This is a genomic window from Ruegeria sp. BG6, assembly GCF_056538465.1.
Map to the genome: position 1 here is coordinate 24230 of NZ_JBQFTB010000014.1, position 14562 is coordinate 38791.

Sequence of the window (14562 nt, forward strand, 5' to 3'; positions counted from 1 at the left end):
CAATGAACAAACCTTTGAACATGGACGAACTGGAAGTTGGTTTTGACGTCCCCGCCGCCATTGGCATGGATGAAAGCGAAATCCAGACCCCCTGTCTGATCCTGGACCTTGACGCGCTGGAGCGAAATATCCGCAAGATGGGCGACTACGCCAAGGCACACGGGATGCGCCACCGGGTGCATGGCAAGATGCACAAATCGGTGGACGTTGCCAAACTGCAGGAAGAGCTCGGCGGCGCGGTTGGCGTGTGCTGCCAGAAAGTGTCTGAGGCCGAAGTGTTTGCCCGCGGCGGTATCAAGGACATTCTGGTGTCAAATCAGGTGCGCGACCCGGCCAAGATCGACAGGCTGGCGCGGCTGCCAAAATATGACGCCCACGTCATCGTCTGTGTGGATGACGTCGAAAACGTCGCCGATCTGTCCGCTGCGGCGGTGCGGCACGGAACGGAACTGAGTGTTTTTGTCGAAATCGACTGCGGTGCGGGGCGCTGCGGTGTGACGACAACAGCAGATGTGGTTGCGATTGCGCAAGCCGTGGATACTGCGGACAACCTTAAGTTTCTGGGCATTCAGGCCTATCAAGGCGCAATGCAACACATGGACAGTTTTGACGATCGCAAAGCCAAGCTCGATGTTGCAATTGCCATGGTGGCGAATGCGGTGCAGGGGCTGAAGGCCGTCGGACTGGAACCTGAACTGGTTTCGGGCGGTGGCACGGGGTCTTACTACTTCGAATCCAATTCTGGCGTTTACAATGAACTTCAGTGTGGGTCCTACGCCTTCATGGATGCCGACTATGGCCGGATCCTCGACAAGGACGGCAATCGGATCGATCAGGGGGAATGGGAGAACGCGTTCTTCATCCTGACCAGCGTGATGAGCCATGCCAAAGCCGACAAGGCGATCTGCGATGCAGGTCTCAAGGCCCAGTCAGTCGATAGCGGGCTGCCCTTTATCTATGAGCGCGACGATGTGGAATACATCAAATGCTCGGATGAACACGGGGTGATTTCCGATCCCGAAGGAGCGCTAAAGGTGAATGACAAACTGCGGCTGGTGCCCGGCCATTGCGACCCGACGGCCAATGTCCATGACTGGTATGTTGGTGTGCGCAACGGAAAGGTCGAAACGCTGTGGCCGGTTTCTGCCCGTGGCAAAGCCTACTGACCGGTATCCAATCTGACGGACGGGGCAGTTTGCAATCTGCCCCGTTTGCTACGTTCTTCGCCAACACTCAGGAAAGGCGCAAACGATGTATATCGTTCCCGAAAAGGAAATCGGAGCCCTGATGGGCCGAAAGGAAAGCTATGCGGCTGTCGAACAGGTATTTGCCGCGATGGCGTCTGGGGATGCCTACAACTTTCCGGTTGTGCGCGAAGCCATTGGCCATGCGGATGCGCTTTACGGGTTCAAAGGCGGATTTGACCGGGCAGGTATGACATTGGGCCTGAAGGCCGGGGGATACTGGCCCAACAATCTGGAAACGCACGGAGTGATCAACCATCAGTCCACCGTTTTCCTGTTTGACCCGGATACCGGACGGGCCAAAGCAATGGTTGGTGGCAATCTGCTGACCGCCCTCAGAACCGCAGCGGCCTCGTCCGTGTCAATCAACCATCTGGCCCGGAAGGATGCCAAGGTGATCGGCATGGTTGGCGCAGGGCATCAGGCTGCCTTTCAACTGCGGGCGGCGCTGGAACAGCGCAAGTTTGAAAAGGTCATCGGCTGGAACCTGCATCCGGAAATGCTGCCCAATCTCGCCAAGGTTGCCGAAGACGCGGGATTGCCGTTCGAGGCCGTGGACCTGCCAGGTCTGGCCGAAGCGGATGTGATCATCAGCATCACGTCGTCCTTTGCGCCTTCACTACTGTCGCAACATGTGTCGGATGGCACGCATGTCGCGTGCATGGGCACCGACACGGTTGGGAAACAGGAAGTGGAAACGGATCTGATCATTCGCGCCAGTGTCTTCACGGACGAAGTCGCGCAGGCGGTGACGCTGGGTGAGTGCCAGCACGCGGTCGCGGCTGGGGCAAAATCCGAAAAGGACATTCGGCAGATCGGCGAGGTCATCAACGGCACGCATCCGGGCCGCACCTCGGCAGAAGAGGTCACGTTATTCGATGGTACAGGCGTGGGCCTGCAGGATTTGGCCGTCGCCAGTGCGGTGGTCGATCTGGCCATCGAAAGCGGCGTCGCCATCGAAGTCGATTTCTGAAACGAGAAACGCGCCCTGATTGGGGCGCGTCATCGAAAATTTCGCTGCGGCGGGAATGTTCCGTTATCCCCGGATCACCTTGGCGAAACTGTCAAAGATCGGCTCGTTGGCGCAGATGACTTCGCCGTCGGACAGAATTTCGCCCTCAGGGTCCAGCGCCTGAACCAGCCCACCCGCTTCTTTCACGATGATGATGCCTGCAGCCAAATCCCAGGCGTTCAGGCGGCGTTCCCAAAACCCTTCGTACCGGCCAGCCGCGACATATGCCATGTCCAGCGCAGCGGCGCCCCAACGGCGCACACCGGCGCAAGCAGGCATCAGCCGGGCCAAATCCTGCAACGTCGCAGGCAAATCGGAACGACCGCCAAACGGTAGACCCGTGGAAAACACGGATTCGATCATGCGGTGCCGGCCCGAAACCCGGATACGATGGTCATTCATCCATGCGCCTTCGCCCTTTTCGGCAAAGAACATCTCGTCCTTGGCCGCATCGTAGATCACACCGGCGACGATCTTGCCCTTGTGTTCCAGCGCGATGGAAATCGCCCAGTGCGGAAGGCCGTGCAGAAAGTTGGTTGTACCGTCCAGTGGGTCCACAATCCAACGACGGGTCGGATCTTCGCCGTCGATCGAACCGCCCTCTTCCGCCAGCCAGCCATAGGTCGGACGCGCGCCGAGCAGTTCCTCTTTCAGGATCGCTTCGGCCGCAATATCGGCCTTGGAAACAAAATCTCCGGCACCCTTCATCGACACCTGCAGGTTCTCGACTTCACGAAAATCCTTGACCAAAGAACGCCCCGCCTTGCGCGCGGCCTTGATCATGATGTTGAGATTTGCACTGCCAACCATTGTGTATGGGCTCCTGTCCGGTCAAACCGCGCGTATACTGATGCATTGCGCCGTTGCCAAGAGGGTTGATGCGCATAGCAGCCTACCAAGCCGTGCATGATCCGCCGCACACGTTCAAACTCAATTATCAGAAATTCCGGAGCACCAGCGTTTTGAAGGTTTGTTGTCCCGGCTGTGAACTTGAACACAGACACCTCGACAACGGCCGTGTTTTTTTGAAGCTGCTCAACAGAGTTTTCTCAACCGTTAATTAGTTCAAATTTCCGTTTTCCATTACCCGCGTGCAATGCACGCATCTGACAAATTTTAGGAGTATTAGTATGACGACATATCACGAGTTTCCGCGACAGGACATTGACCAGCTTGTAGAAACCGCACGTGCGCATTTTTCGGAAATGGACCTTTCGGCCGCGCCAACTAAGGAAATGATGCACGAAGCGACGCCGATGATCCTGGGTGAAACCTGTATTTCGGTCGAAGTGGAAAATGGCAAAATCTGCCTCAAAATTCCGATTGTCGACAAGAAGGTGTGCTTTCCGATCCCGCCGTCTATCCCCAATGGGACGGCCGCCAAAGCCTGCGTTAAAATCTGTACCACACTGGGCTTTCCAACCGGTGCCTGCGTGACCATCACGGCACTTGGTATCCAAGTTGTACATCAGTGTTTCGGCAAGTGTTGACAATTCTTCGGGGCCTTGCGATCGCGAGGCCCCTGCTAACAATTCCGGCATTCCCTTTCTGGCCCAAAAATCATTGCGCCTGAAGCCTTCGTGCCTCGGTCCGGGCCAGATTGACCAGTTCCTGCACAAACGGTTTTTCCAGATCTTCTGACCGGACCGCCGCGTACAATCTGCGCGTGATCCCTTCGCTGGTCAGGGGCCGGGTGACGTAGTCCGAGTTGTACTTGACCTCGCGCACAACCCAGTCCGGCAGAACCGAAATACCGCGGTTTGAGGCCACCAGCAGCAGGATGACGGCTGTCAGCTCCACCTGCCGGATCGATGCAGGCTCCACGCGGGCGGGTATCAGCAACTGGCTGAACACGTCCAGCCGTGTGCGTTCGACCGGATATGTGATCAGGGTCTGACCGCGAAAATCCTCGGCCTCGATAAATTCCTTTTGCGCCAACGGATGCGCCGAAGCAGCGACAAAAACCGCGTTGTAGTCGAACAGTTCCACGAACTCGACACCCGGCAGGTCCTCGGGGTCGGAAGAAACAACCAGGTCGACCTCTTCTTTCTGCAAAGCCGGAAGCGCGTCAAAGGCCAGGCCCGGGCGAATGTCCACGTCGACATCCGCCCAGGATTTCCGGAATGATTCCAGCACCGGAAACAGCCATTCGAAACAGGCGTGGCATTCGATTGCGATATGCATGCGCCCGGTTCGTCCGTCCCGAAGCGACGAAAACTCGTGCTGGGCTGCCTCAACCTGCGGCAGGATCTGTTCGGCCAGACGCAACAGGCGTACACCCGCCGCCGAAAGCTTCATCGGTTTCGAGCGGCGCAGGAACAATTCAACACCGGCCTGATCTTCTAACCCCTTGATCTGATGGCTTAACGCAGACTGGGTAATGTTCAATTGATCTGCAGCCCGCGCCAGTCCACCGCAATCATGGATCGCCTTGATCGTACGAAGGTGTCGGAATTCAATGTGCATTGCTGTTCGACTCATGTTGTTCTTGAATTATATGAGTTTGTCTCACATAGCGGGACGTGGCACAAGGGATCCAGGTTGTTAAGACGAGGCCACCATGACCAAGCCAGATATCTCATTCGAGTTCTTTCCGCCGCAGACGCTCGAAGCTTCCTTTCGGTTGTGGGACACGGTTCACATTCTAGCACCGCTGGCACCACGATTTGTCTCCGTCACCTATGGTGCAGGCGGCACCACACGCGAACTGACACGCGATGCCGTGGCGACCCTGCACAAGTCGCTGGATCTGCCGGTTGCCGCGCACCTGACCTGCGTCGATGCCTCGCGTCAGGAAACCCTGGAGATCGCCGACACGTTTGCCCGCGCGGGCGTTCAGGACATCGTTGCCCTGCGCGGTGATCCGCCCAAGGGTCAGGATCAGTTCGTTCCGCACCCGGACGGGTTCGCAAGCTCGGTCGAGCTGATTTCCGCGCTGGCCGAAACCGAGATGTTCTCGATCCGTGTCGGCGCCTATCCAGATATCCACCCAGAATCCTCCAACGCGCAGGCGGATATCGATTGGCTCAAGGCCAAACTGGACGCAGGCGCGGAAGAGGCCCTGACGCAATTCTTCTTTGAGGCCGAAACCTATTTCCGGTTCCGCGACGCGTGCGAAAAGGCCGGCATCGACAAACCCATCGTGCCCGGCATCCTGCCCATCGAGAACTGGAAGGGCGCACGGAATTTTGCCCGCCGCTGCGGAACGCGCATTCCGGCCTGGGTCGAAAACGCTTTCGAAAAGGCCGTGCGTGATGATCGCGAAGACCTGCTTGCGACGGCAATGTGCACAGAGTTGTGCTCGGACCTGCTGGAGGGCGGCGTGGACAAACTGCATTTCTACACGCTCAACCGCCCCGAACTGACCCGTGATGTCTGCTTTGCGCTGGGAATTACGCCGAAAACTGAGTTGCAGAACGTCGCCTGACCCGGTTGGCACGTTCCATTCTGCCCCTGTTTGGCCACCGCCAGACAGGGGCTTTTTTTCGAAACTTCCTTTATTTCGGACGGGATGCCCCTTCCAGGTGCGCCTGACGGACAATCCAAGATGGAATTGCCGCATTGTTCCCGCAACGCCTTAAATTTACCTGTAAATTTGACAAAGCCACGAAGCTGCTCAATGTGGTTTCAGTGTAGTGTTTAATGAGTGATTTGAGTATGGAGCCTGCTGACAAGATCAGGGCGCGCCAGGATGCTTTGGCACATCTCGGCCTGGACCCGTCTGCTAATTCCGATGACATCCGCGAGGCGTGGCGACATATCGCGTTTCATGCCCATCCGGACCACACCGAAGGTGACAGTTCCGGCTTTGCCAATGCCAAGGCGGCCTATGATCTGCTGCGCCGAGAGGGCATGGTTGCAAAAGGGACTGCCGGGTCGGCCGCCCGAAAGCCGCGCCGCCCGAAAATTCGCAAACGGGTCATCGAACTGGATGCAACCGCAATCGACGCCTGCCGGGATATGCTGCGCAACGTCCTGTCGCAATCGAAGGAATCAAATGCTGATCCGGTTTCCTCCGGAAAAGGTGCCCAATCTGCATTGTCCGACCACATCCCCGAGGCTGTCGGGTGCAATGGTCGGCATCTGACTTATTTTGTGACCTCCTCAGTTTGCGAAGGGGCAAACCGCGTGGCCCTGCCTACAACGGTCCTGGCCGGTTGCCGGCACGCCGAAACCGAGGTTTTGAGTTTTCAGTCGAAAGAGTCAGGCGCAGGAGAGGTTGTGGTTCCTGACGCAATCATGGCCCGCAAGTTTCCCGGTGCCAAAAGTGTCAGGATCCGGTTCGAATCCGATCAGCGCACACGCGACGATTATTGCATGGCAAGTTGAGCCCTTGCCGCAAAGCCAAAGCCCGGCATCGGTGGGGAGCCGGGCTTTGGTGATTTAAACAGGTAAGGCTCAGTTTGTTACAGGGCCTTCCGAAGTGAACTTTGGGATCACACTGGTCGAGGCGGCGTCGGGTTCGATACCCGGCCAGTTGCCTTCGGCCAGATTGATGTTGCCGGGCACGTCCTCTTCCCAGAACCCGACCACAACATCGGTAATGTTGAGGTACAGCTTGTCATCCACGATGCGCCACAGGTTCGGATTGCCCGGGACTTTGCCGCCTTTGGAAACGCCATAGGCGCAATGTCCGTCATATTGCGGAGCGTAATAGGCAGGATTTTCAAGGAACTTGTCGCGGTTTTCTGCGCTTGAAAAGGCCCACGTGGCACCATTGTATTCTGCCGTGAAGTTTGCGTTGCCGCGAACGGCTTCGGGCTGAGACTGCCCGACCGGAACCTGATCCAGGCCGCGATAAGCGACAACGTCGTAGCCCGAGACGGCAAATCCGGTTCCGTCAATATACTGATCACCGGCAAAGGCGGGCACGGCCAGGGTCAGCGCGGTGGCAAGGGACAAGGCAAAGCGTTTCATGTCATAAATCCTATTGGGTCCGGGGTTAGCAGGATCGCCCGTTTGGCGGGTCTGGTCAGAGAATAGGCAATACACGGTCAAAACATAGCCCCGCTCGCGCCGCTGTGAGGTCGGATGAGATTTCGTGACGGGTTTTGCAGCCATTGTTACAAAACAGACCTGTTAACCGGGGTTGGACTCTGCCGATTGCAATATTAGCTGTTGGGATGTCGGACAATTCCTCCCACTTTGCTGAGAAAGGCAAGATAGAGATGAGCGAGCAACCCACCTATGAACCCCCGAAGGTCTGGACATGGGACAGCCAAAGCGGCGGACAATTCGCCAATATCAATCGCCCGATCGCAGGCGCGACCCATGACAAGGACCTTCCGGTCGGTCAGCATCCCCTGCAGCTTTATTCGCTGGCCACGCCCAACGGGGTCAAGGTCACTGTCATGCTGGAAGAACTTCTGGCGCTGGGGCACAAGGGTGCCGAATACAATGCGTGGCTGATCAATATCGGTGAAGGGGATCAGTTCAGTTCAGGATTTGTCGAGGCCAACCCGAACTCGAAGATCCCGGCCCTGTGGGACCGGTCGGGTGACAAGCCGGTGCGCGTGTTCGAAAGCGCCTCGATCCTGTTCCATCTGGCCGAGAAATTCGAAGTGTTTCTGCCCAATGAAGGGCCTGAACGCACGGAAGTCATGAGCTGGGTGTTCTGGCAGATGGGAAGCGCGCCCTATCTGGGCGGCGGGTTCGGCCATTTCTATGCTTACGCGCCAGAGAAATGGGAATATCCGATCAATCGGTTTGCAATGGAAACCAAGCGGCAACTGGACGTGTTGGACCGGGAACTGGCCAACAAGACCTTTATCGCGGGCGAAGACTATACCATTGCCGATATGGCAATCTGGCCGTGGTACGGGCAACTGGTTCTGGGCCGCCTTTACAGCGCAGCCGAGTTCTTGGACGTTGATTCCTACAAGAACCTGATGCGTTGGGCCAAGGCGGTCGATGCGCGGCCGGCGGTACAGCGAGGCCGCATGGTAAACCGGGCGTTTGGCGAGCCACACACGCAGTTGCACGAGCGTCACGACGCCAGCGATTTCGAAACCCGGACGCAGGACAAACTGGAACCTGCCGCCGAATAGTCTTGCCGCCCTGCCCGTCACGGTAGGGAGCATCCGGCTACTGAATTACTTAAGAATTGGCGGCCGTTCGGGATCACTACCGGGGGCAGAGCGCCCGACATCACGCTTTTCGGGCTGCGGCAGATCAAACCGCAGCCCGACTTTTTCCAACCTTAACGTGACTTGGTCCCCGGGCGCGAAAAAGCCGACATCCATCGCGCCAGCTTCGATTCCGGAAAATGTCAGCGCTTCGGACGCGGCTTTGGCAAGGGCCGGTTCTGCGCCTTCGACCGCCCCGACAAAACCCAGCAAATGACCAGATGCTCCGCTGGCCGATCTGGTTCCGGCCAGGAAAGCAGCCTGCGCCAACCCCACCGCCGTCGCCAGTTTGGCATCAAGGGCAGTCAGCAGTTCATCCGGTAGACCTGCCGGGGGAAGGAACTCGGCGAGTTGTTCCTGAACCTCTTGCGGGGAATGCTGAAGGGTCTCCGTCAGCCATCCCAAAGCCTCTGGCGGGATCAGCATCGAGGACTGGGCGACCTCGAGGTTGAGCCCCAGACCAATTCGCTGCCCTGCCAGCAGCGATGACAGAACCCGCCCGGACAGGGCGACATAAGGAACAGGACGATCTGCAAACCGGGCAAGCCGGTCTTCGCGATCAAACGCCAGCACAAAACGTCCGTCCGCCACATCGAACACCTCGGGCGAGACGTTATCGTCCCGCGCTTCTTCCGTCAGCAGCAGGAACAGTTCAGCGTCTGCCAGTCGTTCAAAGAACTTCAGCCGGGCTGCGTCATCCTGCGGGGCAGCCTCCATCGCGGAATGGGCGGCATCCAAGGCCGTTGTCTCAGTCATTCAGAACCTCTTGCACCCTGGCGCGCAGAACCGGCAGCAGGTCTGCCTCGAACCAGGGGTTCTTTTTCAGCCATGCCGTATTGCGCCAGGACGGATGAGGCAAGGCAAAGACCTGCGGCGCGTGGTCTCGCCAGTTCCAGACCGTCTCTGTCACGGACGTACGCGTACCCAGATGGTAGGTATGGGCATGGGCACCGACCAGAACGGTCAGCGGAACCGCTCCCAATGCCTGCATGACTCTGTCATGCCAAGTCTCGCCACAGATTGCGGGCGGCGGCAGATCGGCCTTGCGCGCATCATAGCCGGGGAAACAGAAAGCCATCGGAACGATTGAAACACGGGATCGGTCATAAAACACGCTCTCATCAATCCCCAACCAGTCGCGCAATCGGTCGCCCGAAGGGTCTGTGAAGGGACGACCTGCGTCATGCACCCGCGCGCCCGGCGCCTGTCCTGCAACGAGGATCGGCGTTCCGGGACGGAACCAGACTACCGGGCGTGGCTCATGCGCGGTCTGCGTCGCGGCAAAACGCGCTTCGCAGATCCGGCAGGACCGGATTTCCTGGGCAAGAGTGGTCATCTGGTGGCAGCACTTCCTGAGACAGGTTTCCAAACGGGCTTCGCTGAAAGATAGAGACCGCGCGCGCCTGCGCCAACTGCCGTTATATCACAAAAGCCACAGCACCTTGTGGGGCGCATTGATCATTTGTTTCACAATTCGACATAATGTAGCCAACAAGAACTCGTAAACGATGCGTTCTTTCATCGAGGAAAGACCGCAACTCCGAAGCGAAACAGGCCAGCAATGCTTGAATTCGAAAATGTCAGCAAGTCCTTCTGGACCGGCACCCGGCGCAAGGTGATCCTTGATCGTGTTTCCTTTCGGATCGAACTCGGCCGCTCGGTTGGGATACTTGCACCCAACGGAACCGGAAAAACCACGCTGATCAACATGATGGCCGGTCTGGAAAAACCTGACGAGGGGGTGATCCGCCGCGAATGCAAGGTGTCCTTCCCAATGGGGTTTACCGGAGGGGTTTCCGGCAAGATGTCGGCGCTGGAAAACTCGCGCTATATCGCAAAGATCTACGGCATGGACCCCGACTATATCGAGGCATATTGCCAATGGCTGTGCGGTCTGGGCGAATACTTCAACCAGCCGCTTGCGACCTATTCATCCGGCATGCGGGCCCGGTTCACGTTTGCGCTGATGCTTGCGCTGGACTTCGACATGTACCTGATTGATGAGGGCATGCCCGCCACAACCGATGTCGAATTCAACAAGAAAGCGGGCTCGATCCTGAAAGAGAGATTGCGCACCACAACGCTTGTGATTGTGTCGCATTCTCCAACCACTCTGGAAAAATTTGCGCGTCAGGCAGCGGTTCTAGTGGACGGGCAGCTTTACATGTTCGAAACCTTGGAAGAGGCAAAACAGTTATATGACTACCAAACCCAAGGCTAGAAAATACAACTGGCGCCGAAAACGCCAAGGCGAAGGTACACCAGATGCGCGCGCAGATGCGATTTCGCGTATTCGAAGTGCGACTCAACCACCCGAAGCGGCCAACAGTAAACAGCCCGGAACTGAACTGGACGAAATCAAGCGCGAGGGGCTGACCGGGCGCCAGTTGCGCATGGCACGACGGCTGGCACAGAAGAACGGGCTGGCGGCCACGTCGGATTATGACGCGGTTCGCCTGTTGCGCAAAAAGGGGATCGACCCTTTTCAGGGTAACAACCTGCTGGATCTGGCGGCTGCGGGTAACAAGGACGAACAGGGCACGGCTCAGGTCGAGGACAAGGTAACAGTCCACTTGCCGCAAACTGTCGGAGAGAAATCCCATCCCCTGCCCGGCCCGGAGTGGAGCCCGACTGAACGGCGCAACTATGAGATCAGCCAGATCCAGAAAGAGGTCGCCCGGCGTCGCAAACGGAAATTGTTTACCCTGTTTGCCCGTCTGGCCGCGTTTGTGCTGCTGCCCACATTTGTTGTGGGGTATTATTTTTACCGCGTAGCGACCCCGATGTATGCCAGCGACTCGGCGTTTTCGATCCTGCAGGCCGACGGCGGCGGCGGCTCGATTGGGGGCCTGCTTTCGGGAACGCAGTTTGCCACAGCACAGGACTCGGTCGCGACGCAGGAGTTTCTGGAATCCAAGGATGCCCTGCAACGTCTTGAACGCGATACCGGCTTTGCTGAAATCTTTAAGCAGGACTGGATCGACCCGGTGCAGCGGCTTTCCCCCGACGCCAGCCTGGAAGAGACGTACAAACTGTACAAGCGCATGGTGACAATCGGCTACGACCCCACGGATGGAATCGTCCGGATGGAGGTTGCGGCCCCGGATCCGGATATCGCCGTTGATCTGTCGAACCGGCTGATTTCCTATGCCGAAGATACAATCAATGGCCTGACCGAACTGAAACGCGAAGACCAGATGCGGGACGCCATGAAGGGGTTTGAAACCGCTCAGGAAGAGCGGCGCAAGGCTCAGGAAAAGCTGATCGAACTGCAGCTGGAAGGCGCGGTGCTTGATCCCGAAAACGTTCTGGCGGGACTACGCGGCCGGATCAACGAGATCGAGATCTTGTTGCAGGACAAGGAACTGCAACTGGCTGCCCTTCTGGACAACCTGCGGCCCAACAAGGCCAAGGTCGATGGCGTTACCGCCGATATCGAACGGCTTGAGGCCGTACTGGAGGAACTGAATGCCGAGATGCTGGATGCCTCGGCAGGCGAAAACTCGCTGGCGCGGCTCAGTGTCAGGATTCAGATGGCGCAGGCCGATCTGGCGGCCCGGGACATGATGCTGCAAACAGCCATGCAGCAAGTGGAAACAACGCGCACCGAAGCCAACCGTAAAGTTCGGTACCTGACAGTCTCGGTCAACCCCGTCCCCAGCCAGGAACCCAGCTATCCGCGCAAGTTCGAAAATACGATTTTGGCTTTCCTGTTGTTTGCTGGTATCTACCTGTTGATCTCGCTTACCGCGTCGGTCCTTCGTGAACAGGTATCCTCGTAAGACATATGAAACATGTAAAAATCTCCGACCTGACGGTTGGCAACGATCTTCCGCTGACCGTCATCGCCGGCCCCTGCCAGCTTGAAACCGCCGATCACGCCCGGATGATCGCAGGCACCATGAAAGAAGCCTGCGATGCCGCAGGCGCGCAGTACGTTTTCAAGGCCTCCTATGACAAGGCGAACCGCACCTCGTTGTCCGGCAAGCGCGGCATGGGCATCGATGCCGGGCTGAAGGTGCTGGACGACATCCGCAGCTCGATGGGCATCCCTGTACTGACGGATGTCCACACCGAGGCCCAGTGCGCAGTCGCGGCCGAGGCGGTGGATATTCTGCAAATCCCCGCCTTCTTGTGCCGACAGACCGACATGTTGCTGGCCGCTGGTGAAACCGGCAAGGCCGTCAATGTCAAAAAGGGTCAGTTCCTGGCGCCGTGGGAGATGGGCAATATCGTCGACAAGATCGAAAGCACCGGCAACCAGAACATTCTGCTGACCGAGCGCGGCACATCCTTTGGCTACAACACGTTGGTGGCCGACATGCGATCACTGCCGCAAATGGCCAAAACCGGCTATCCGGTCGTGATGGATGCCACCCATTCGGTTCAACAACCCGGCGGCAAGGGCGGCTCGTCCGGCGGGCAAAGGGAATTCGCGCCGGTGATGGCCCGTGCGGCGGTTTCGCTGGGCGTCGGCGCCGTGTTCATCGAAACCCACCAGGACCCGGATACCGCGCCGTCCGACGGCCCCAACATGATTCCGCTGGACCAGATGGGACAGCTAATTGCCACATTGATGCGTTTTGATGCGCTGGCCAAAGAAAACCCGATTCAGATTTAACGATTGAGAAGAATTATGACCAAACCCACGCCTGAGGTGACCCCTAACACCTGGAGCTTTCTGCGCGATGCGATGATCAAACCCACCGGGTTCCGCGAATATGACGCCCGCTGGAAATACCCCGAGGAAATCAACCTGCCCGGCATGACCGCGCTTGGTCTGGGGCTAGGTACGCAGATGCGCAGACGCGGGATTGAACCGGTGATTGCAGTGGGCAACGATTACCGCGACTATTCTCTGGCGATCAAGAACGCGCTGATCCTGGGGCTGATGCAGGCGGGTATTCAGGTCAAGGATATCGGCCCGGCCCTCAGCCCGATGGCCTATTTCGCGCAGTTTCATCTGGACGTGCCTGCCGTGGCGATGGTCACGGCCAGCCACAACCCGAACGGCTGGACCGGCGTCAAGATGGGCTTTGACCGCCCCCTGACCCATGGTCCGGATGAGATGTCCGAGCTGCGCGATATCGTCCTGAATGGCGAAGGTATCCCGCATGAAGGTGGATCCTACGAATTCGTCGATGGCGTGAAAGAGGCGTATATCGATGATCTGGTTGGCGATTTCAGAATGTCTCGCCCGCTGAAAGTTGTGTGCGCCACAGGAAACGGGACGGCATCGGCCTTTGCCCCTGAAATATTCGAGCGGATGGGCGTTGAGGTCGTGCCTAGCCACAACCGGCTGGATTACACCTTCCCGAACTACAACCCCAATCCCGAAGCCATGGAGATGTTGCACGACATGTCCGACACTGTGAAATCCAGTGGCGCCGATCTGGCGCTTGGGTTTGACGGGGATGGCGATCGATGCGGTGTGGTCGATGACGAGGGTGAGGAGATTTTCGCCGACAAGGTCGGCGTCATCATGGCCCGCGATCTGGCCAAGCTTTATCCCAATTCGACCTTCGTGGCCGACGTGAAGTCCACTGGCCTGTTCGCCAGTGATCCAGAGCTTCGGGCGCATGGCGTAAAGGCGGATTACTGGAAGACCGGCCACAGCCACATGAAGCGCCGCGTGAAAGAGATCAACGCCCTGGCCGGGTTCGAGAAATCGGGCCATTACTTTCTGGCTGAACCAATTGGTCGTGGCTACGACTGCGGCATGCGCGTGGCGGTCGAGATCTGTAAACTGATGGACCGCAATCCTGATCAGAGCATGTCTGACCTGCGCAAGGCGCTGCCAAAAACGTGGTCGACGCCGACCATGTCACCCTATGCAGCAGACACCGAGAAGTACGATATCCTGAACCGCCTGGTCGACAAACTGGTCGCCAAGGCCGACGCTGGTGAAAGTTTTGCCGGACGTGCGATCAAAGAGGTGGTTACCGTCAACGGTGCCCGTGTCATTCTGGACAACGGCAGCTGGGGTCTGGTACGCGCCTCTTCGAACACGCCCAACCTTGTTGTGGTTTGCGAAAGCAGCGAGAGCGAAGGCGAGATGCGCGCCATATTTTCGGATATCGACGCGGTCATCCGTACTGAACCGGGCGTCGGCGATTACGATCAGACCATCTGATGTAACAACCGGGGCGCGGATCGCGCCCCGGGTTATTCTGACCTGGCC

General features: G+C 58.0%; 15 protein-coding genes. 10 read left to right on the plus strand and 5 right to left on the minus strand.

Annotated features, from left to right (window positions below):
• Window positions 1-2 precede the first annotated feature (2 nt).
• Both bhcC and bhcD read left to right on the plus strand, forming a co-directional pair.
• Window positions 3-1166, plus strand: coding sequence for a 3-hydroxy-D-aspartate aldolase BhcC (gene bhcC / locus ACR0JW_RS19695; RefSeq protein ID WP_480714347.1), 1164 nt, complete (start codon window positions 3-5; stop codon window positions 1164-1166).
• Between the two features lie 85 nt (window positions 1167-1251).
• Window positions 1252-2217, plus strand: coding sequence for an iminosuccinate reductase BhcD (gene bhcD / locus ACR0JW_RS19700; RefSeq protein ID WP_170682066.1), 966 nt, complete (start codon window positions 1252-1254; stop codon window positions 2215-2217).
• A gap of 63 nt (window positions 2218-2280) precedes the next feature.
• On the opposite strand, the gene ACR0JW_RS19705 is transcribed toward bhcD, so the two are convergent.
• On the minus strand, window positions 2281-3066 hold the full coding sequence (locus ACR0JW_RS19705) for an inositol monophosphatase family protein (RefSeq protein ID WP_170682067.1): 786 nt from the start codon (window positions 3064-3066) through the stop codon (window positions 2281-2283).
• 320 nt (window positions 3067-3386) lie between these two features.
• On the opposite strand from ACR0JW_RS19705, the gene ACR0JW_RS19710 reads away from it, so the two are divergent.
• Window positions 3387-3746 (plus strand): hypothetical protein, encoded by a 360-nt coding sequence (locus ACR0JW_RS19710; protein WP_170682068.1) that lies wholly within the window; start codon window positions 3387-3389, stop codon window positions 3744-3746.
• Window positions 3747-3816: 70 nt separating this feature from the next.
• Here the strand turns inward: ACR0JW_RS19710 and ACR0JW_RS19715 are convergent, their stop codons facing one another.
• Window positions 3817-4722 (minus strand): LysR family transcriptional regulator, encoded by a 906-nt coding sequence (locus ACR0JW_RS19715; RefSeq protein ID WP_170609713.1) that lies wholly within the window; start codon window positions 4720-4722, stop codon window positions 3817-3819.
• A gap of 94 nt (window positions 4723-4816) precedes the next feature.
• On the opposite strand from ACR0JW_RS19715, the gene metF reads away from it, so the two are divergent.
• Both metF and ACR0JW_RS19725 read left to right on the plus strand, forming a co-directional pair.
• Window positions 4817-5683, plus strand: a complete 867-nt coding sequence (gene metF / locus ACR0JW_RS19720; RefSeq protein ID WP_170682069.1) for a methylenetetrahydrofolate reductase [NAD(P)H] — start codon at window positions 4817-4819, stop codon at window positions 5681-5683.
• Window positions 5684-5898: 215 nt separating this feature from the next.
• Complete coding sequence (locus tag ACR0JW_RS19725; protein WP_480714348.1) at window positions 5899-6585, plus strand: J domain-containing protein; 687 nt, start codon at window positions 5899-5901, stop codon at window positions 6583-6585.
• A gap of 69 nt (window positions 6586-6654) precedes the next feature.
• Here ACR0JW_RS19725 and ACR0JW_RS19730 read toward each other — a convergent pair whose 3' ends face one another.
• A complete protein-coding gene (locus ACR0JW_RS19730) occupies window positions 6655-7173 on the minus strand; it encodes a YHS domain-containing (seleno)protein (protein ID WP_170682070.1) in 519 nt (172 codons plus the stop codon).
• A gap of 251 nt (window positions 7174-7424) precedes the next feature.
• Between ACR0JW_RS19730 and yghU the strand changes: the two genes are divergently transcribed.
• Complete coding sequence (gene yghU / locus ACR0JW_RS19735; RefSeq protein ID WP_170682110.1) at window positions 7425-8303, plus strand: glutathione-dependent disulfide-bond oxidoreductase; 879 nt, start codon at window positions 7425-7427, stop codon at window positions 8301-8303.
• A gap of 45 nt (window positions 8304-8348) precedes the next feature.
• Here yghU and ACR0JW_RS19740 read toward each other — a convergent pair whose 3' ends face one another.
• Together ACR0JW_RS19740 and ACR0JW_RS19745 are read right to left on the minus strand one after the other, a co-directional pair.
• Window positions 8349-9137: an SseB family protein gene (locus tag ACR0JW_RS19740; protein ID WP_170824800.1), complete on the minus strand. Its 789-nt coding sequence runs from the start codon at window positions 9135-9137 to the stop codon at window positions 8349-8351.
• Window positions 9130-9717: a uracil-DNA glycosylase family protein gene (locus ACR0JW_RS19745; protein ID WP_480714349.1), complete on the minus strand. Its 588-nt coding sequence runs from the start codon at window positions 9715-9717 to the stop codon at window positions 9130-9132. The genes ACR0JW_RS19740 and ACR0JW_RS19745 overlap by 8 nt, the downstream gene beginning before the upstream one ends.
• Before the next feature lie 225 nt (window positions 9718-9942).
• Between ACR0JW_RS19745 and ACR0JW_RS19750 the strand changes: the two genes are divergently transcribed.
• From ACR0JW_RS19750 to ACR0JW_RS19765, 4 genes are read left to right on the plus strand one after another with little or no spacing between them, the layout of a single operon-like run.
• Entirely contained in the window at window positions 9943-10602 is a 660-nt protein-coding gene (locus ACR0JW_RS19750) for an ABC transporter ATP-binding protein (protein WP_170609701.1), read from the plus strand.
• Window positions 10580-12163: a KpsE/RkpR family capsule polysaccharide export protein gene (locus tag ACR0JW_RS19755; protein WP_480714350.1), complete on the plus strand. Its 1584-nt coding sequence runs from the start codon at window positions 10580-10582 to the stop codon at window positions 12161-12163. Before ACR0JW_RS19750 ends, ACR0JW_RS19755 begins: the two co-directional genes overlap by 23 nt.
• 5 nt (window positions 12164-12168) lie before the next feature.
• The gene (gene kdsA, locus ACR0JW_RS19760) at window positions 12169-13002 is read left to right on the plus strand and encodes a 3-deoxy-8-phosphooctulonate synthase (protein WP_170682075.1); all 834 of its coding nucleotides are present in this window, start codon (window positions 12169-12171) and stop codon (window positions 13000-13002) included.
• A 15-nt stretch (window positions 13003-13017) separates the two neighbouring features.
• A complete protein-coding gene (locus tag ACR0JW_RS19765) occupies window positions 13018-14514 on the plus strand; it encodes a phosphomannomutase/phosphoglucomutase (RefSeq protein WP_170682076.1) in 1497 nt (498 codons plus the stop codon).
• The last annotated feature ends 48 nt before the right edge of the window (window positions 14515-14562 follow it).